We start from the raw sequence: 18,908 nt of genomic DNA, 5'->3' as shown, positions 1-18,908 counted from the left end.
GGTAGGGGTCAGGGGAGGCTCTGATGAAACCTTGGATTGTACTCGGTGGTTCCATTCTCATAACCACTGCAGCAGCAATATTGCTGCCGTCCTTACAGATGCTGGACTCGGGAACCGCAGCAGTTCGTGAAACACAGGCGACAATCTCGCCCCAGCAACGAGTGCTGCTGACGGATGACAATCTGGTAGATACACTGAATGAGCTTCCATTGACTACACCGATTGCAAGTGTAAGCTGGGAACATTCAGTCCTGACCCTGGATGTTAAGCTGTCCAAGGAAGAAACGACGCCGCTGGAGATTTATCAAAACATGGCAGAGCTTGCCGCTTTTAGTTTTTACGGAACGACGAATGTACGGCAATTGCTGTTGCGGGTTGTGGCGCAGGACGAATGGTCAGGGCAACGTCATTTGCTGCTGGCATCCGATATACGCCGTAACGAGTGGACGAACGAGGCGCTGGAGCAGCTAAGAAATCGGGAAGGTGCTGAGCTGCCAGAAGATTTGAAATCTCGTTTCCGCATTACAGTAACACCCATGTGGCAAAACAGGTTTAGCGGTGTATATACAAACTAGATGTTTCTACCGCCGGACCTACAGTACTTTAGTCGCGAATCATTTTAAATTGTGATATAATATAAGGCATTGCAATTATTTGAGTATACCAGAAAGTCATGGCTCGGAGGCTTAGGATGAAACCGTATCGCGTACCCCAATTAGCAAAGAAATATGTGGAATACGACATGATTCAACAACATACGGAAATGCCGGCTTTTCCTGACAACCGCACCCGTTTGCTGTTTGTGTTTTTGAACCGGAATGCGCAAGGGCTGCATGCCAGTGAGGATGAACTGTACGCTTTGGTTACATCACTTGTGCAGATGGGGCTGGATACGCATGATATGATTGATACTTTGTCCGGTATACGAAGCCCGGAAGAGATGCGTTCCAGACAGCTGAAGGTGTTAGCCGGTGACTACTTCAGCAGCCGTTTTTATCAGCTACTTGCACTGGCGGGTCGAATTGAGGCCATTTCAAAGCTGAGTGATGCTGTATGTGAAGTGAACGCAGGAAAAATGAGTTTGTACTGGGAGATGAAGAATTTTCGGTTGGATGGCGCTCAGTATTTATCTCAAATGGTTCGCTTCAAACAGGAGCTTTTTTTATCATTTACTTCTCTCATTGCAGAACAGGATCAGGAAGTTTGGAAGCAGCTTCTTAACGAATTCTCTCTCTGTGATACGCTAATGGAGGAGTGGGAGAAGCGGGCAGAACCGGACAAGTCCCGTTTCGGATATATGTTCTGGCATATTTACGGCAACGGAGACCAGCATGAGCAGCTGCAACTTTCAGAAGGCGGTGCTAAAACAGAAGTTTGGCGTAAGCTTGTTCTGAAATATAAGGCCGAGGATGCGATACTGGACAAGCTTCGCACGGCTGTTACACACATCCGGCAGGTTCTGTCAGATGAACAAAATACGGGGATTGAGGAATTTGAATGCATGCTTGAGCCTTTCCTGAAGCTGCTACATAGTTCGCACCCGGTTGTAAGGGAAGGTTAGGTGAACGTCATGGGATCAAGCGACACCAAGCCGAAAGAGCAATTCGTTCATAGCGTGTTTGAGAGTATAGCCGGGAAATACGATTTGATGAACGATATACTGAGCTTTCGCAGACATAAGGCTTGGCGGAAATTTACAATGAAAAAAATGAACATGCATCGCGGCGATACGGCAATCGATCTTTGTTGTGGGACGTGTGACTGGACGCTTGCGATGGCGCGTGCAAGTGAAAGTGGTCACATCATAGGACTGGATTTCAGCCAGAACATGCTCAATGTTGGCGAGCGTAAGATAACATCAGAATCCCGTGAAAAGCAAATCAGGCTTGTTCAAGGCAACGCGATGGATCTACCTTTTGAAGACAATACATTTGATTATGCGACGATTGGCTTCGGTCTACGTAACGTGCCGGATCTGCGCCGGGTGTTGCAGGAAATGCAACGAGTCGTCAAGCCTGGCGGGCAGGTCGTATGTCTGGAGTTGTCCAAGCCTACTTGGCAGCCGTTCAAGGGAATTTACTATGCATATTTTCAACACATCTTGCCCATGCTCGGCAAATTGTTCGCCAAACGTTATGAGCAGTACAAATGGCTCCCTGATTCGTTGGCGCTTTTTCCAGGAAGGGATGAACTGGCTAACATCTTTCGTGAAGTCGGATTGAAGGATGTTCAGGCTCATTCTCTCACCGGAGGCATTGCGGCATTGCATATTGGAATCAAGGAGAGTCAGCATGTTTAAGAAAATTGCTATTTTTTTGGAAATGATTAAAATTGAACATACCTTATTTGCGCTCCCATTTGCATTTATGGGGGCTGTCTTGGGGTCAGTTGTCGTGACAGGCAACCTTCCCTCATGGCCGCAGATCGGTTGGATATTGTTGGCTATGGTTGGCGCGCGTAGCGCAGCCTTCGGCTTCAATCGTATGATTGACCGTGTGATTGACGGGAAAAATCCGCGTACAGCAGGACGTGCTATCCCGGCAGGGCTGCTCAAATCAAGCGAAGTGGTGATTTTCATTATCGTTAGCTTGTTGCTGTTATTCTGGGCATCATTCAAGTTAAGTCCGCTGGCGTTCAAGCTGTTCCCGCTGGCCTTTTTTATGCTTGTTTTTTACTCCTACACCAAGCGTTTCACTTGGCTTTGCCATATTGTACTTGGTTTGACCATTGGTTTGGCGCCGCTAGGCGCATGGGTTGCAGTAACGGGACAAATAGATTTGACTGCTATCGTACTTTACCTCACGATTGCATTTTGGACCGCTGGATTTGATGTTATTTATGCTTGTCAAGATATTGATTTTGATCAGAGCGAAGGGGTTTATTCTATTCCTGCCCGTTTTGGTATAGCAGGTGCTCTGAGCCTCGCTCGGGCGTTCCATGTCATTACGGCGATTGGATTTATTGTACTGTTCTTTATTGCAGATTTGAGCTGGTGGTATCTGGCGGGCATGATTATTTCATACATTATTTTATTTTATGAGCACTATATTGTATCTCCAAAAGATCTAAGTCGTTTGCAGACGGCATTTTTTACGATGAACGGTGTACTTAGCATTGTCGTATTTGCTTTTACACTGATTGATTTGGTGGTGCGTTTATACTAATGGATAATCAGGTGAGCAACCATCAAGGCAAACGAATCGTTATTGGTATTACAGGTGCGAGCGGAAGCATTTATGGTGTACGACTGGTAGAGACACTGCTGGACTTGCAGTATACAGTTCACCTGATTGTATCCAATGCTGGCTGGCGGGTATTGAAAGAGGAGCTGGGCTGGAATGTGACTGACCGGGAAGGAGCTTTGAATGAACAATTCGGAGGCCGTCCCGGTTCTCTTGTATACCATCCGTTTACAGATATTGGAGCTTCGATTGCGAGCGGTTCTTATCTGGTCGATGCCATGATTATCATGCCATGCTCGATGGGGACGTTGTCAGCGGTAGCGCACGGTTCGTCTGATAATCTCATGGCACGTGCAGCAGATGTTATGATGAAGGAAGGGCGCCCGTTGATCCTTGTGCCTCGCGAGACGCCGCTGCATGCCATTCATTTGGAAAATATGCTTAAGCTTGCGCGACTCGGCGTCAAAATGATTCCGGCCATGCCAGCTTTTTATTTTCATCCGAAAACACTGGATGATATTGTACTGTTCCTCGTAGGCAAAGTATTAGACAGCTTGCGTATAGAACATCAACTGTTTACGAGATGGGGGGATTCCGATGCCGACACCGGACACCAAGACAATCACAATCGGAAAAATTAAATACACAAACGCTTGGCCTATTTTTCATTACTTTAATCCTTCAAAACTTCTCCATTCGGCGGAGATGGTTTCCAAAGTTCCGGCTGAATTGAATCGAGGCATGCTGAATGGAAGTTTGGATATGAGTGCGATGTCCTCCTTTGCGTATGCATCAGGTGCTGAGGAGATGCTGTTATTGCCGGATTTATCCGTCAGTGCAGACGGTCCGGTCCAATCCATTTTACTATTTTCACGCAAACCGCTAAATGAAATCATTAACGGTACCATTGCATTGACGAATACCTCAGCCACCTCGGTGAACTTATTGAAAATTTTGATGAAAAAGGCATGGGAAGGCCAGCCTACTTACTTTGACTGTGAACCAGATCTTGATTTAATGTTGGAACAGGCAGATGCAGGGCTGCTGATTGGAGATCACGCGATCAAGGCGTCCTGGCGAAGTGAGGGCCTATATGTAACCGACCTCGGAGAAGAGTGGAAACGCTGGACGGGCTACAGTATGACTTTTGCTGTATGGGCAGTACGGCGTGCTGTTGCTGCTGAGAACCCGGCTGCGGTGGCTGAAATTGCGAGTGCGTTCCGTGTAAGCAAGCAGCGTAGTCTATCTGATCTGACATCTGTTATTGCTGAAGCTTGCAAGGAAATCGGAGGTTCAGAAGATTATTGGGAGCGCTACTTTACGAATCTGTGTTATGATTTTGAAGAGAAGCAACAACAAGGTTTAGAGCTTTATTTTAAGTATGCATATGAACTGGGGCTGCTTGACCGACTAGTGAAGCCGCTTCTCTGGAGTGACAATACGCTGACACGGGTGAAAGAATGAAACGATTGGATTTGTTCGGTTTATTAAAAAAGGATATGAACTTCATAGAAGAAGAGCTGTACCGTAGCATTGACAGTAGGGAGCCGTTGATTAATGATACGTCGCTTCATCTGCTTAAAGCAGGGGGCAAGCGTTTGCGTCCCGTATTTGTATTGCTGGGAGGCAAGTTTGGAGAATATGATCTGGATAAGCTCAAGCGCATAGCCGTACCTCTGGAACTGATTCATTCAGCCTCTCTCGTTCACGACGATGTGATTGACGATGCGGAATTAAGACGCGGTCAACCCACTGTGAAGTCCAAATGGGACAATCGGGTGGCTATGTACACCGGAGACTACATATATGCACGCGCACTATCTATTGCCGCCGGACTGCCGAATCCCGATATCCACCGGGTGCTGTCTAAGGCATTGGTACAGATGTCGATTGGTGAAATGGAACAAATACGTGATTTTTTTAATGTGGATCAGAGTGTGCGCAATTATTTGCTGCGCATACGACGTAAAACGGCATTGTTGATCGCGGTTAGCTGCCAGTTGGGAGCTATGGCTGCAGGTGCACAGGAAAAAGTCAATTCTCTGCTGTACAGCTATGGCTATAACGTAGGAATGGCTTTTCAGATTCAAGATGACTTGCTCGATCTATGTGGAACGGAAAAAAAGATTGGCAAGCCGCCAGGCAGCGATATGAGACAGGGCAATATTACGCTTCCGGTTATTTATGCGCTTGAACAACCCGAGTTGCGGGACGATCTGCTGGCTGAAATCCGCCGGATTCAGGATGGAGATGGGCAAGGAGACGCCCGCGAAGCGGTGGATATGATCAAAAAAAGTGAAGGAATCACTAAAGCTGAAATTCTCGCCGACCGATATATTAATAAAGCGCTAAATGCGCTGGACTTACTACCAGATGTCAAAACAAAAAAGACGCTGCGCGATATTGCTCATTTTGTAACACGCCGCTCCTACTAAAGTTTTATTTTAGGTTTGCTGTGACAAAATTCTTTAACCGTTTCCAAGCTTTCTGTTACAATACAGATTAGTACTGTATAAATACATTAGATTGGATTGGGAGTGAGCCGATGGATCGTACGTTTTTGATGGTTAAACCGGATGGTGTACAACGCGGACTGATTGGACGTATTGTCAGTCGTTTGGAAGACAAAGGCTTCAAAATGGCGGCTGGCAAGCTGGTGCAGGTATCTAGAGAACAGGCAGAACGGCATTATGCGGAGCATGTGGGCAAGCCTTTTTTTGAGGAGCTTGTAGGCTTTATCACATCAGGTCCTGTATTTGCCATGGTCTGGGAAGGGGATAACATTGTTACACTTTCCCGCTTACTGATTGGTAAAACACAAGTGACCGAAGCTCTTCCGGGCACCATTCGTGGAGACTTTGCTGCACATACACCGTTTAACCTCATTCATGGTTCAGATTCACCGGAGAGTGCAGAGCGCGAGATTACAAATTTTTTCACACCGGAAGAATTGGTTCGGTATGAAAAAACTGTAGCGACCTGGGTATAAGTTTAATTACGTATGAAGAAGGATGGTAGCATGACGGATATGGAACTGGGTCAGACGGACCCCGATTACACAGCGTTTATCCGCAAAATCAAGGACAGCACAGGTATTGATCTTGCACAATACAAAGAAGCACAGATGAAAAGGCGGTTAACGACGCTTCGCAACAAAAACGGGTTTCCCAGTTTTGTTTCTTTTTATGATGCCATGATGAAGGAAAAATCTTTATTCTATGAATTTCTGGATCGGATGACGATCAATGTTTCCGAGTTTTGGCGAAATCCCAATCGCTGGGAAGTGCTGCGGGATATCATTTTGCCACAGCTGCTTGTAGGGAAGCAAAAGCTTAAGCTGTGGAGTGCAGCCTGCTCAACTGGGGAAGAGCCTTATAGTTTAGCTATGATTCTCGACGGTAAAGGGATTTTAGGGAATTGCTCCATTACAGCTTCCGATATTGATGATGGTGCATTGGCTAAAGCCAAGGAGGGGAGATATTTGGAGCGCTCGCTCAAGGATGTGCCTGAGCAGGTAGCTAGCAAATATTTTAAACCGGATGGTGCGATGTACCGGATTGATGACCGTTTAAAACAGGCTGTGAAATTTCAAAAGCAAAACTTGCTGCTGGATCGATTTGAGGATGGATATGATCTCATCATCTGTCGAAATGTTATGATTTATTTTACAGAAGAGGCCAAACATGTATTGTATCAAAAGTTTGCTGCCAGTCTTCGTCCCGGCGGTGTCTTATTTGTCGGCAGTACCGAGCAAATCTTTTCTCCAAACCAATATGGGCTGGAATCGACTGAAACCTTTTTTTATCGTAAAAAAGCATAAGCCTGCACATAGCATCCATAGTTTCGTAGGAACTTATTTCTATCCATAAGTAATGGCTGGCTTATCAACAGCGCACGTCCTTTGAGCCCTTCTGGCTGAGGGACGTGTTTTTGTTTATCTGATCACATGTGGCTTTTCTTGTCAAAGAAAGGTGCGTATACTATAATGAAGCACAGTTAAAGGTTTTAGCGATGCACAGTTTAACAGTTTAAAGGGGGAACGCGTCATGAGTTTACGTTATTTAACCGCGGGGGAAACGCATGGTCCCCAGCTAACTGCCATTGTAGAGGGTATGCCGAGTAATTTGAAGTTGGATTTTGAAGAATTGAATTTTCAGTTGCACCGTCGTCAGAAAGGATATGGACGGGGGCGGCGCATGCAAATTGAAAAAGATACGGCGAAGATTGCCGGCGGCGTACGTCACGGTTATACCACAGGAGCACCGATTGCGCTAGTTGTGGAAAATAACGATTGGAAGCACTGGCAGAATATTATGAATATTGAGCCTATTGAAGGCAGTGATGAAGAAAAACGTCGGGTTCATCGGCCACGCCCGGGTCATGCGGATTTGAATGGCGGTATGAAATACAACCTGAAGGATCTTCGTAACGTGTTGGAACGCTCCAGTGCACGTGAAACAGCAATTCGTGTGGCGTGCGGCGGTTTGGCTCGTCAATTGCTGGCTGAATTCGGAATCAAGGTGGCAGGTCAGGTCATCCGCATTGGTGAAATCGAAGCTCCTTATCGTGATTTGCCGATTGATGAACTGATTGCCGTCACCGAAGCTTCTTCGGTGAGAGTAACCGATCCGGAAACCGAAAAGAAAATGGAAGCATATATTGACCTGATCAAGCAAGAAGGCGACTCCGTCGGTGGGGTAGTGGAATGTATCGTAGAAGGTGTTCCAATTGGACTAGGTAGTCATGTACAGTTTGATCGTAAGCTGGATGCACGTATCGCACAAGGAGTCATGTCGATCAATGCATTTAAAGGTGTGGAAATCGGCATCGGGTTTGAAGCAGGGGAACTGCGCGGTTCACAGGTGCATGATGAAATTCTGTATGATGAGGAACGTGGGTATCACCGTCGTACGAATCGTTTGGGTGGTTTTGAGGGTGGCATGACCAACGGAATGCCCGTGGTGGTTCGTGGCGTAATGAAGCCGATCCCCACACTCTACAAGCCGCTGCAAAGCGTCGATATTGATACGAAGGAAGCGTTCACTGCCCAAGTTGAGCGTTCGGATGCATGTGCGGTACCAGCGGCAAGCGTAGTCATGGAGCATGTGGTAGCTTGGGAGATAGCCAAAGCTTTGTTAGAAAAATTCGGCGGGGATTCAATCGAAGAAATCCGCGCGAATATTGCATCCTATGAACAACAATTGGAGCAGTACTAAGATGAGTACGCTGACGGTACAACTCGGCGAACGTTCTTATCCTATTCATATCGGACGTGGGTTGTTGCATCAAGCCGGAGAGTCGTTAAAGGAACGAGGAATTGCCCAAAAAAGCCCATTGTTGATTGTTTCAGACGAAAATGCAGCGGGATTCTACCTGGCAACATTGGAGAACAATCTTCAAGAGTCGGGATACAAAACGGTATCATTTGTCGTTAAGCCAGGAGAAACATCCAAGTCGCTTGCTGTATTTGAGCAGGGGATAACAGCAGCCATTGAGGGCGGTCTGGATCGCAATTCAGCCGTTATCGCTCTTGGTGGTGGTGTGGTGGGTGATTTAGCTGGATTTGTGGCTGCTTCTTTTATGAGAGGCATCAAATTCGTACAGGTTCCAACGACAATCCTCGCTCATGACAGCAGCGTGGGTGGTAAGGTCGGTATTAATCATCCTTTGGCGAAAAATATGATAGGGGCCTTCCATCAACCGGAACTTGTACTTTATGACGTAGATACGTTGTCAACACTACCTCCGCGCGAGGTATCTGCAGGACTAGCTGAAATGATCAAACACGGCCTGATCTGGGCTGCTGATTTTGCTCAGTGGTGTCATGAACATGCGACGGATTTGCTCGCACTGGATGCGGCGGCACTGGAGTACGGACTGGAGAAGGGATGTTCCATTAAAGCCGAAGTCGTGTCGCGCGATGAACGAGAAAATGATGTACGCGCTATTCTAAATTTAGGTCATACGATTGGTCATGCGATTGAAGCCATTGCGGGATATGGTGAGTTTTTACATGGAGAAGCTATTTCTATTGGTATGGTCGGCTCCGCGCTTCTGGGTGTGAAGCTAGGGGCAGATCCATCTTTGGTAGACGATACGAAGGAAATGCTGTCTTCGTTGCGCTTGCCGACTTCTCTTCCATCACATCTGGAAACAGATCGACTGCTTGAAGCGATGATGCATGACAAAAAGTTCAAAGAAGGCAGCATTACTTTCGTTGTCCCACGTAGTATTGGGCGTGTGGAGGTTGTGAAGGATATTTCCGTCTCTTACATCCGGGAAGTCATTGAACAGTTAAAAAAGGAGGCGTGAAGATGTACAATCGTGGAATTCGTGGCGCGACGACCGTCGCGAATAATGAAGCAGATGAAATTTTGGAAGCAACAAGCCAACTATTGGATGAAATTGTATCCTACAATGAAATTCAGCCAGAGGATATTAGTAATGTATGGATAACAGTGACCCATGACCTGGATGCTGCCTTTCCAGCCATGGCCATCCGTAAGCTTGATGGCTGGGATATGGTTCCGCTGATGTGTGCATTGGAAATTCCTGTGCCAGGTAGTTTACCGAAGTGCATCCGTTTAATGGTACAGGTGAACACCGACAAATCCCAGCGGGAAATCAAGCATGTATATTTAAACGGAGCGCAGGCATTAAGACCAGATCTAGCTTCCCAGGGGAAATAAGCGCCTGTTTTTGAAGTTGATGGTTGCCAAAGTAACATCCCATGAGATATAGTGTGTGTAGCAGAGTTGAGTAGAGTAGAGTTAGCCAGAGCAGAGTTGAGATGAGAAGAGTGTAGCCTTAGCCAATTCCATATGAGATTACAGAGACCGGCGGTAGCGGATAAGCTTTTGTCCATGAAGAGACCTTCTTCTACAGAGAAGCTTATTTGAGGTGACCTGCGTGGTTGTGCAAAAGGGATAAGTGTATGCTTTTGTCTATTTGCTGTAATCATTCTACATATGGAGCATTCTTATAATTTCAATAACTGACAGCCTCTACCTTACGGGTAGAGGCTTTTTTATTCTCTCCATGGGTTCTGCGCCAAATTGGAAAGGAAGTGATCTCATGTTAACGCCGCATGTGGAGCAAGTGATAGCAATGGCGAATGAATTTAACCTGATTCCTGTGTACAAAAAAGTGCTGGCTGATATGGAGACGCCGATTCGGATTTTCCGTCGGTATGCTGAGCGGGACCGTGCCTTTCTGCTGGAGAGCGTAGAGGGAGGCGAACAGTGGGCGCGCCATTCCTTCATCGGAACAGACCCGTTTCTCATGGTCTCGGGAAAAAAAGGTCGATTGATTTTGGAGCAACATGGAAAACGTCAAATATTAAGCGATAAGCCACTTGAAGCGCTCAAAGCATTGCTTCGTAAATATCGTAGTCCGAAACTGAAAGACATGCCTCCCTTTACAGGCGGGGCTATCGGATTTTTTGGATATGACCTGCTTCAATACTATGAACAGCTGCCAGAGCACGCGGTAGATGATTTGAATATGGACGATATTCGTTTTATGTTTTGTGATCAAGTTATTGTCTTTGATCATGTAAAACAACAAATTCTGCTGGTTGGCAATGTTCATATTGGTGAAGGGTTCCGCGAGGAGGATATTCGTGCTGCTTATGCAGATGTGGAACGCAAGTTGGAGATTACGGCGCAGTATTTGCGCAAGCAATCCCCGCCGGAACGATTAGGATCAACTTCCATTCCTGATGATGTGGAACTGGGTGAAATTCAGTCCAATGTGACAAAGGAACAGTTTATATCAAACGTAGAGCAGGCCAAGGAGTATATCCGTTCTGGTGATATTTTTCAGGTTGTGCTATCCCAGCGTTTTCACATTGATACAGAGGCCTCGCCATTACAAGTATACCGCGTGCTGCGCACGATGAACCCGTCGCCATATATGTATTATTTGAAAATGGATGACGAGATCATCGTAGGCACTTCGCCGGAGGCACTCGTCAAGGTGGAAAACGGCCGCGTAGAGACCCGACCGATTGCAGGAACAAGACCACGTGGCGTAACGGAAACCGAAGATGCGGCACTTGCTGAGGAACTGTTGAAGGATGAAAAAGAACGTGCAGAGCATCTGATGCTGGTCGATTTGGGGAGAAATGACTTGGGGCGTGTATCCCAGTTTGGCACTGTTAAATGCGATACGTTCATGGAGATTGAGCGCTATTCTCACGTCATGCACATTGTATCTAATGTGTCGGGTGAGCTGCGTGAGGACAAGGATTTCTTCGATGCTTTCCTGTCTTGCCTGCCGGCCGGCACTGTATCAGGGGCTCCAAAGCTGCGAGCCATGGAGATTATTGCTGAGCTGGAGCGGGAAGCACGCGGAACCTATGCGGGAGCAATTGGATATTTGGGCTTCTCAGGCAATATGGATGCTTGCATTACGATTCGCACGATTGTGTTTAAAAAGAACCGGGCCTATGTCCAGGCGGGCGCTGGAATTGTGTGGGACTCCGTACCGGAAAGCGAGTATCAGGAGACGGTGAATAAAGCAAAGGCACTGCTGAAAGCAATCCGAACGGCAGAAGCGATGTTCCCAGCAACGACACAGCCCTACAACAGCGTCATCAACCAAGATTATTTGTACACTCCGTAACACACACAAATCTGATTCTGAGGAGGAGACGACAATGGAACGACATGACATGATGCAAATAGGGTTAAGCCGGATCATTGAAGGACAGCATCTTTCGCGTACGGAGGCCCGTAGCGTGATGGAACAGATTATGAGTGGGAGTGCTACACAGGCGCAAATCGGCGGGCTGCTAACGGCTCTTCGCCTCAAAGGAGAGACGGTGGATGAAATCACCGGTTTTGCCGAAGCAATGCGCAGCTATGCCAGTCCAGTGCAAGCAGGAGAAGGCAACAGTCGTTTGCTGGATACATGCGGCACCGGAGGTTCAGGCATTCACAAGTTTAATATTTCTACCATTTCCGCTATTATCGCGGCTTCGGTTTCTGTACGGGTAGCCAAGCACGGCAACCGCTCTGCAAGTGGGCGTGCCGGGAGTGCTGATGTTCTGGAGGCGCTCGGAGTCAACATTCATCTGACGAGTGATCAGGCGCGGTCGTGTCTGGACCGTATTGGCATCTGCTTTTTATTCGCACAGCTGTATCATCCGTCTATGAAGCATGCTGCGGCGCCGCGCCGCGAGCTAGGTGTGCGGACGGTATTCAATATGCTCGGTCCATTGACGAATCCGGCTGGTGCGGATCGACAGCTGTTGGGCATTTATGACGCTGGCAAAACGGAAGTGATCGCCGAGGTATTGAACCAGCTCGGCTCCAAACGAGCCATGGTTGTCAGCAGTTTGGACGGACTAGATGAAATTAGTATTTCAGCTGTGACACGAGTATCCGAGCTCAAGGATGGCAAGGTTCACACATTTGAGCTTCACCCGTCGGATCTGGGCTTGCAGACGCATTCTCTCGATCAGGTGTTGGGCGGCGATGCACAGGTTAACGCAGATATCATACGGCGAATTTTGAACGGAGAGCATGGTGCTTACCGTGATGTTGTGTTAGCGAATGCAGGAGCGTGTATCTATGTCTCAGGTGCAGCAGCTACTCTGACAGACGGAGTAAAGCGAGCGGCAGAAGCCATTGACTCTGGACGGGCACTTTCCAAGCTGGATCAATTAATACAGGCAACGGGGGAATATCAATATGTATCTTGATAAAATTGTAGTGACGAAGCGACAAGAAGTGGAGCAGCTAAAGCAGCATTTTCAAATTAATAAAGCCGAACGCTTAATTGCGGATTTACCTTTGACGAGAGGATTCGAACATGCGCTCGCCCGCGGACGCAACCGTCCGCTCGGACTGATTGCTGAAGTGAAAAAGGCCTCCCCGTCAAAAGGATTGATTCGACCCAATTTCCAGCCAGTGGATATTGCACGTGCATATGAGGGAGCGGGAGCCGATTGCATTTCTGTACTGACGGATGTGACGTATTTTCAGGGAAGCCCTGAATATTTACAGCAAATTCGCGATCAGGTGAAAATTCCGTTGCTGCGGAAAGATTTTATCATTGATGAACGGCAAATCTATGAAGCTCGTCTATTGGGAGCAGATGCGGTACTGCTGATTGCGGCTATCCTGGAACCCCATGTATTAGGGTCATTCTTACAAATCGCCAAGGAGCTTGGGCTGGACGCACTGGTAGAGGTGCACGACAGTGAGGAACTTAAAGCAGTGCTGGATCTAGGAACAGCTACCTTAGTTGGTGTAAACAATCGCAATCTCCGGACATTTGAGACCCGTCTACAGACGACAGAGGAGCTGATCTCCCTGATCCCTAAAGGGGTTACATTCATCAGTGAAAGTGGCATTGCAGGACCGGACGATGTGAAATATCTGTATTCGGTAGGTGCGCACGGCATTTTGGTAGGGGAGCATTTGATGCGTAAGGAAGATGTAGGACAGGCTGTAGCTGACTTGATGGACGGGGTTAAAGCATGAACAAAACGGGCGTAAAAATTTGTGGACTTCAAAGCGTTGAAGTGCTAAAATCTATCGTAAACTTACCGGTCGATTATATAGGTTTTGTGTTTGCTGACAGCAAACGCCGGATTGACGGCGCACATGCTGGAGAGTTGCTTCGCGTATTGGATGAATGGGCACCAGGCAGCAGACCTCGTAGCGTGGGCGTATTTGTGAACCCTGATGATGCACTGTTAAATGATGTGATGGAGAAAGCACCATTGGACGTCATTCAGCTGCATGGACAGGAGAGTCCGCAGCGTTGTCAGGAGCTTAAGGAACGTTTTGGCATACAGGTATTCAAGGCCTGGTCTGTGGATAGCCAAGGGCAGACGGTGAAGGACCTGGTAGAACGCCGGGCGGGCGAATTAGAGGCTTATGTCGGAACGATTGATGCTTTACTGCTGGATACATATGATCCCCTGTATGGTGGCGGTTCTGGAAAAACGTTTGTATGGGATCGAATTCCTGCTTATCAGGCTTGGGCTCATCAACATGGAATCCCTCTGTTTGTAGCTGGAGGGCTAACTGCCGATAACGCAGAAAAGCTGATTAACGAATATCATCCCGACGGGCTGGATGTTTCCAGCGGTGTAGAGACGAACGGAGTCAAGGACATTACAAAAATCACAGCATTCATAGAAAGGGTGAAGCAGGCATGACACAATTACCTGATAACAACGGACGTTTTGGAACATTTGGCGGACGTTTTGTACCGGAAACGTTGATGAACGCACTGATTGAATTAGAGGAATCCTACCGAAAATATGCGGATGATCCTGAATTTAAAGCAGAGTTGAACGGACTTCTAAAAGACTATTCGGGCCGGGAAACGCCGCTTTATCATGCGGAGCGTCTGAGTCAACATCTAGGCGGAGCTAAAATTTACTTGAAGCGTGAAGATTTAAACCATACCGGTGCCCACAAAATCAATAATGCATTGGCCCAGGGGTTGCTGGCGAAGCGCATGGGTAAACAGAAAGTCATTGCCGAAACAGGTGCAGGACAGCATGGTGTAGCGACAGCTACTGTGGCTGCATTGCTTGGTTTGGAATGCAAGGTGTTTATGGGCGAAGAGGATACGGTGCGCCAGCAGTTGAACGTATTTCGGATGCAGCTTTTGGGTGCGGAAGTGATTCCGGTGACATCCGGTACGCGTACACTTAAGGATGCCGGGAATGAAGCTTTGCGCTATTGGGTGAGCCATGTCCATGATACGTTTTATATTTTGGGTTCGGCTGTCGGCCCGCATCCGTATCCGATGATGGTACGAGACTTCCAGCGCGTGATAGGCGATGAAACACGTCGTCAGATCTTGGAGAAGGAAGGCAGACTTCCGGATGTTATTGTGGCAGCAATCGGTGGCGGAAGCAACGCAATCGGCATGTTTTACCCTTTTATAGAGGATCAGGGTGTTGCTTTGGTTGGCGTGGAGGCTGCTGGAAAAGGCGTCGACACGGAATTCCATGCAGCTACCATGAGCAAGGGAACACAAGGGGTCTTCCAAGGCTCTATGAGTTATCTGCTGCAGGATGAGTATGGACAGGTCCAGCCTGCGCATTCCATCTCGGCTGGACTGGATTATCCAGGTGTTGGACCAGAGCATTCATACTTAAAAGACATTGAGCGGGCTAAATATGTTCCGATTACCGATCAGGAAGCACTGGATGCACTTCAGCTCCTTTGCCGTACCGAAGGAATACTTCCTGCATTAGAGTCGGCACATGCTGTTGCACAGGTCGCCAAGCTGGCACCTACGTTGACCGCAGATGATATTATCGTTATTTGTTTGTCTGGGCGCGGGGATAAAGATGTGGACTCCATTATCAAGTATTTGGGAGGAAATCCGTCATGAATTTAATTGATCAGGCGTTTGAACGCCTTAAAAATGAAGGCAAAACGGCATTAATTCCTTTTCTGACGGTAGGCGACCCGGATGTGGATACTACAATAGAGATCATTCGGCAGTTAGAGTCGGCCGGAGCCGATATATTGGAACTAGGCGTACCTTACTCGGACCCGTTGGCAGACGGCCCTGTGATTCAGCGTGCGTCTGAACGTGCACTGAAACGGCAAATTACGATCCGCACCTGTATGGAGACCGCGTCTCTGGCTAGAGTAGCAGGTTCAAGCCTGCCTTTTATTCTGTTCACGTATTATAATCCTGTATTGCAGATGGGGATGGATGCTTTCTTTGCAGGCTTGCAGGAGCATGGTATCAGTGGTCTGATTATTCCGGATCTTCCGCTTGAAGAAGCAGAAGAGTTGGGAGGACGGGCAGCCGAGGTGGGAGTGCATTTGATCCCGCTGGTAGCCCCAACGTCTGAACAGCGAATTGAGCGCATTGTTCGGCAGGCCCGTGGGTTTGTATACTGTGTATCTTCGCTGGGTGTAACCGGAGAAAGAGCTTCTTTTTTTGAAGGAATAGAGGGCTTTATCGCGCAGGTCAAACGGCATACGAATGTTCCGGTGGCGATAGGCTTTGGTATTTCGAATCGTGAGCAGGTTGTCCGGTTTTCTGATATTTGCGATGGTGTTGTGGTTGGCAGTGCCATCGTACGTCAGGTGGAAGAAGCCATTCCATTGCTGGAGGATTCTGCCCGCAGAAAAGAAGGGCTTTTGCAAATTCGTGATTTTGTGGCACAATTAAAGCAGTAACAGGTGTCAAAATAGAAATTTTAAATTAGTTCTATGGGATAGAGGAGGTAAGGGCATGCAACCTAAACCGCATATTGTACATTTGCCAGTATATCAGCCCGGTAAACCGATTGAGGATGTGAAGCGTGAATTGGGACTCGATGAAGTCATCAAGCTTGCCTCAAACGAGAATCCGTATGGCAGTTCTCCTAAAGTGTTGCAGGCCATTCAGCAGGAGTTTGCTAACATCAGTGTATATCCTGACGGAAGTGCAGTTGCTCTGACACAGGCGCTAGCTAAACAAACGGGTTTAAAAGAAGAACAGTTTATCTATGGCTGTGGCTCTGACGAAATTATTGCGTTGATTACGCGTGCTTTCCTCCTTCCAGGGGAAGAAAGCATCATGGCTGATCAGACATTTTCAGTATATAAAAGCAACGTGGAAATTGAGGGAGCAGTTGCAGTTGAGGTGCCGTTGCGTGAGGGTGTACATGATCTGGATGCTATGCTGTCGCATATCAATGACCGTACAAAAATTATTTGGATCTGTAATCCAAATAATCCGACGGGAACGATTGTACCCGAAGCCGAATTGATAGCGTTTCTGAACCAAGTACCCAAGCATATTATGGTGGTGCTAGATGAAGCCTATGCTGAGTTTGTAATAGATCGTTCATATCCGGACGGCATTCGTTTGTTGTCAGCTTACGAAAATTTGGTTGTACTGCGTACCTTCTCCAAAATCTATGGTCTGGCTTCGTTACGTATCGGATATGGTATGGGAGCTGAGTCAACCATTCGCTTGATCAATCAGGTTCGCGAGCCGTTTAATACTTCACGGGTAGCACAAGCTGCGGCCATTGCTGCCTTGGAAGATCAGGAATTTGTTCAGGAATGTCGGGATCGTAATGCAGAGGGTAGAGCTTATTTGCAAAATGAGTTGAAACGTCTGGGGCTGGAGTCTTTCCCGGCACATGGTAATTTTATTATGCTGGATGTACGCCGTCCATCCGGTGAGGTATTTCAGGAGTTGCTTCGTAAAGGTGTGATTATTCGCGCAGGTCATCATAAATATCCGACATATATTAGGGTATCCGTTGGATCACAGCCACAAAATGAGTTGTTTATTCGTGCGCTGGAACAGGTCCTGGGGGCGGAAGCGGCGAAAGTACGCCTATAATTTCCGCAGATGGGATTTGATATGAGATGAAGATTGCTATTTTTGGCGTGGGACTGATTGGCGGGTCCCTCGCACTTTGTTTTAAAGGAAAGCCAGATATTACTGTAGTCGGCCACGCTCATCTCCCTGAACTAGTGGAACCGATGTTAAGCCGTGGTGTCGTGGACACCGCGACTCTTTCAGTTGAAGAGGCGGCAGAGGATGCCGATTTTATTTTTTTATGCGTACCGGTTGGTTTACTGGAGCATTATCTTGAGCTGTTAAGCAAGCTACCGCTTAAAGCGGGGTGTATTATTACCGATGTAGGCAGCACGAAAGCGGCAATTGCCAAAAAGGCATCTGAAATTTCTTTGCGCAACGCTTACTTTATCGGGGGCCATCCGATGGCCGGCTCGGAGCGTTCCGGAGTCAAGGCTGCTTCCGCGCTGCTGTTTGAAAATGCATACTATGTGCTTTCACCAGCAGAGGGTGTGCCTGAGGAAGCATACAGCTCGCTGCAACGTTTGTTGAAACATACCGGCGCTCATGTTGTGCGTGTCCAACCTGATATGCATGATGATATTGTCGGTGCGATTAGCCATCTTCCGCACATTATTGCAGCAGCGCTGGTGAATCAGGTACGAAAGCACAATGATGAGAATCCGTTGTACCGTACACTAGCTGCTGGTGGTTTTCGTGATATTACACGGATAGCCTCTAGTGACCCGGTGGTGTGGCGGGACATTTTGCTCAGTAATCGTGATGTTTTACTGGGTTTGCTGGAAGAATGGAACGGGCAGATTGAGCGATTTACCCACTTGCTGAGAACACAAGACGGAGAGGGAATAGCTGACGAATTTTTGGCAGCTGGGCATTTCCGTAGTGAACTGCCGGAGCGTCGCAAAGGAGTCATCGTCTCTACGTTTGATCTGTATATTGATGTACCGGATACCCCAGGGATTATCGGAAGAATTGCGATGGAGCTAGGAAATCACAGCATTAACCTGAGCAATATGCGAATCATTGAAAGCCGGGAGGATGTTCCTGGCATCATGCGGCTTTCCTTCCGTCAAGAGCGGGATTGGGAACGTGCCAAAGCCTTGCTGGATTCGATGGGCTATAAAGTGGTGGTATAAAGGGGAAAGAGAGTATGAGTATTTGTTAAGGAGGTACTCCGCTCCGCGATTCATTTGATCTTACGATCGCTGTTGCCTGCGGATTTTCTGACTCTATGTTCAAAGGGGGAAATCCACAGGCAAAGGCGAACGCTGCGCTTCTCCAGATTCAAATGAACCTCTACGCTATGGACCGCCTTAAAAGCACCATACTTTCTGGTAGTAAAGTAGTAAGAAAAGATCTAAAGCGATCGAAGGTTCTCTTCGCTCGCTTTTTATGTTAGTTGAAGAAGTAGCAGAGCTA

20 protein-coding genes are annotated in these 18,908 nt (G+C 47.5%); all 20 read left to right on the top strand.

Annotated elements, in window-relative coordinates:
* The first annotated feature begins 23 nt into the window (after positions 1–23).
* Positions 24–575: a hypothetical protein gene (locus tag FKV70_RS05805; RefSeq protein ID WP_063213494.1), complete on the top strand. Its 552-nt coding sequence runs from the start codon at positions 24–26 to the stop codon at positions 573–575.
* Positions 576–691: 116 nt separating this feature from the next.
* The gene (locus FKV70_RS05800; protein ID WP_142612089.1) at positions 692–1,561 is read left to right on the top strand and encodes a heptaprenyl diphosphate synthase component 1; all 870 of its coding nucleotides are present in this window, start codon (positions 692–694) and stop codon (positions 1,559–1,561) included.
* A gap of 9 nt (positions 1,562–1,570) precedes the next feature.
* Positions 1,571–2,299 (top strand): demethylmenaquinone methyltransferase, encoded by a 729-nt coding sequence (locus FKV70_RS05795; protein WP_142612088.1) that lies wholly within the window; start codon positions 1,571–1,573, stop codon positions 2,297–2,299.
* On the top strand, positions 2,292–3,164 hold the full coding sequence (locus tag FKV70_RS05790) for a UbiA-like polyprenyltransferase (protein WP_063213491.1): 873 nt from the start codon (positions 2,292–2,294) through the stop codon (positions 3,162–3,164). The genes FKV70_RS05795 and FKV70_RS05790 overlap by 8 nt, the downstream gene beginning before the upstream one ends.
* Entirely contained in the window at positions 3,164–3,823 is a 660-nt protein-coding gene (locus tag FKV70_RS05785) for a UbiX family flavin prenyltransferase (protein ID WP_064796396.1), read from the top strand. The genes FKV70_RS05790 and FKV70_RS05785 overlap by 1 nt, the downstream gene beginning before the upstream one ends.
* Positions 3,780–4,646 carry a menaquinone biosynthetic enzyme MqnA/MqnD family protein gene (locus tag FKV70_RS05780; RefSeq protein ID WP_142612087.1) on the top strand — a complete coding sequence of 289 codons (867 nt, stop codon included), beginning with the start codon at positions 3,780–3,782 and terminating at the stop codon, positions 4,644–4,646. The genes FKV70_RS05785 and FKV70_RS05780 overlap by 44 nt, the downstream gene beginning before the upstream one ends.
* Positions 4,643–5,617: a polyprenyl synthetase family protein gene (locus FKV70_RS05775; RefSeq protein ID WP_142612086.1), complete on the top strand. Its 975-nt coding sequence runs from the start codon at positions 4,643–4,645 to the stop codon at positions 5,615–5,617. Before FKV70_RS05780 ends, FKV70_RS05775 begins: the two co-directional genes overlap by 4 nt.
* A 110-nt stretch (positions 5,618–5,727) precedes the next feature.
* Positions 5,728–6,171 carry a nucleoside-diphosphate kinase gene (gene ndk / locus FKV70_RS05770; protein WP_063213487.1) on the top strand — a complete coding sequence of 148 codons (444 nt, stop codon included), beginning with the start codon at positions 5,728–5,730 and terminating at the stop codon, positions 6,169–6,171.
* Between the two features lie 30 nt (positions 6,172–6,201).
* Positions 6,202–7,002 carry a CheR family methyltransferase gene (locus tag FKV70_RS05765; protein WP_063213486.1) on the top strand — a complete coding sequence of 267 codons (801 nt, stop codon included), beginning with the start codon at positions 6,202–6,204 and terminating at the stop codon, positions 7,000–7,002.
* A 226-nt stretch (positions 7,003–7,228) separates the two neighbouring features.
* The gene (aroC, locus tag FKV70_RS05760) at positions 7,229–8,398 is read left to right on the top strand and encodes a chorismate synthase (protein WP_063213485.1); all 1,170 of its coding nucleotides are present in this window, start codon (positions 7,229–7,231) and stop codon (positions 8,396–8,398) included.
* Position 8,399: 1 nt separating this feature from the next.
* Entirely contained in the window at positions 8,400–9,494 is a 1,095-nt protein-coding gene (gene aroB / locus FKV70_RS05755; RefSeq protein WP_142612085.1) for a 3-dehydroquinate synthase, read from the top strand.
* 2 nt (positions 9,495–9,496) lie between these two features.
* Positions 9,497–9,871, top strand: a complete 375-nt coding sequence (gene aroH, locus FKV70_RS05750; RefSeq protein ID WP_063213483.1) for a chorismate mutase — start codon at positions 9,497–9,499, stop codon at positions 9,869–9,871.
* A gap of 385 nt (positions 9,872–10,256) precedes the next feature.
* Positions 10,257–11,807: an anthranilate synthase component I gene (gene trpE, locus FKV70_RS05745; protein WP_142612084.1), complete on the top strand. Its 1,551-nt coding sequence runs from the start codon at positions 10,257–10,259 to the stop codon at positions 11,805–11,807.
* A 34-nt stretch (positions 11,808–11,841) separates the two neighbouring features.
* Complete coding sequence (gene trpD, locus FKV70_RS05740) at positions 11,842–12,888, top strand: anthranilate phosphoribosyltransferase (RefSeq protein WP_063213481.1); 1,047 nt, start codon at positions 11,842–11,844, stop codon at positions 12,886–12,888.
* Positions 12,878–13,672: an indole-3-glycerol phosphate synthase TrpC gene (gene trpC, locus FKV70_RS05735; RefSeq protein ID WP_063213480.1), complete on the top strand. Its 795-nt coding sequence runs from the start codon at positions 12,878–12,880 to the stop codon at positions 13,670–13,672. Before trpD ends, trpC begins: the two co-directional genes overlap by 11 nt.
* Positions 13,669–14,355 carry a phosphoribosylanthranilate isomerase gene (locus FKV70_RS05730; RefSeq protein WP_142612083.1) on the top strand — a complete coding sequence of 229 codons (687 nt, stop codon included), beginning with the start codon at positions 13,669–13,671 and terminating at the stop codon, positions 14,353–14,355. The genes trpC and FKV70_RS05730 overlap by 4 nt, the downstream gene beginning before the upstream one ends.
* Complete coding sequence (gene trpB / locus FKV70_RS05725; RefSeq protein WP_063213478.1) at positions 14,352–15,548, top strand: tryptophan synthase subunit beta; 1,197 nt, start codon at positions 14,352–14,354, stop codon at positions 15,546–15,548. The genes FKV70_RS05730 and trpB overlap by 4 nt, the downstream gene beginning before the upstream one ends.
* On the top strand, positions 15,545–16,351 hold the full coding sequence (gene trpA, locus FKV70_RS05720; RefSeq protein ID WP_142612082.1) for a tryptophan synthase subunit alpha: 807 nt from the start codon (positions 15,545–15,547) through the stop codon (positions 16,349–16,351). The genes trpB and trpA overlap by 4 nt, the downstream gene beginning before the upstream one ends.
* A 55-nt stretch (positions 16,352–16,406) precedes the next feature.
* Positions 16,407–17,510 carry a histidinol-phosphate transaminase gene (gene hisC / locus FKV70_RS05715; protein WP_063213476.1) on the top strand — a complete coding sequence of 368 codons (1,104 nt, stop codon included), beginning with the start codon at positions 16,407–16,409 and terminating at the stop codon, positions 17,508–17,510.
* A 26-nt stretch (positions 17,511–17,536) separates the two neighbouring features.
* Positions 17,537–18,625, top strand: a complete 1,089-nt coding sequence (locus FKV70_RS05710) for a prephenate dehydrogenase (RefSeq protein WP_064796403.1) — start codon at positions 17,537–17,539, stop codon at positions 18,623–18,625.
* Positions 18,626–18,908: the final 283 nt, after the last annotated feature.

This window comes from Paenibacillus ottowii (assembly GCF_006874425.1).
GTDB lineage: Bacteria > Bacillota > Bacilli > Paenibacillales > Paenibacillaceae > Paenibacillus > Paenibacillus ottowii.
Note: the sequence above shows the minus strand (reverse complement) of the source record. Positions and strands in the feature narration are given on the sequence as shown.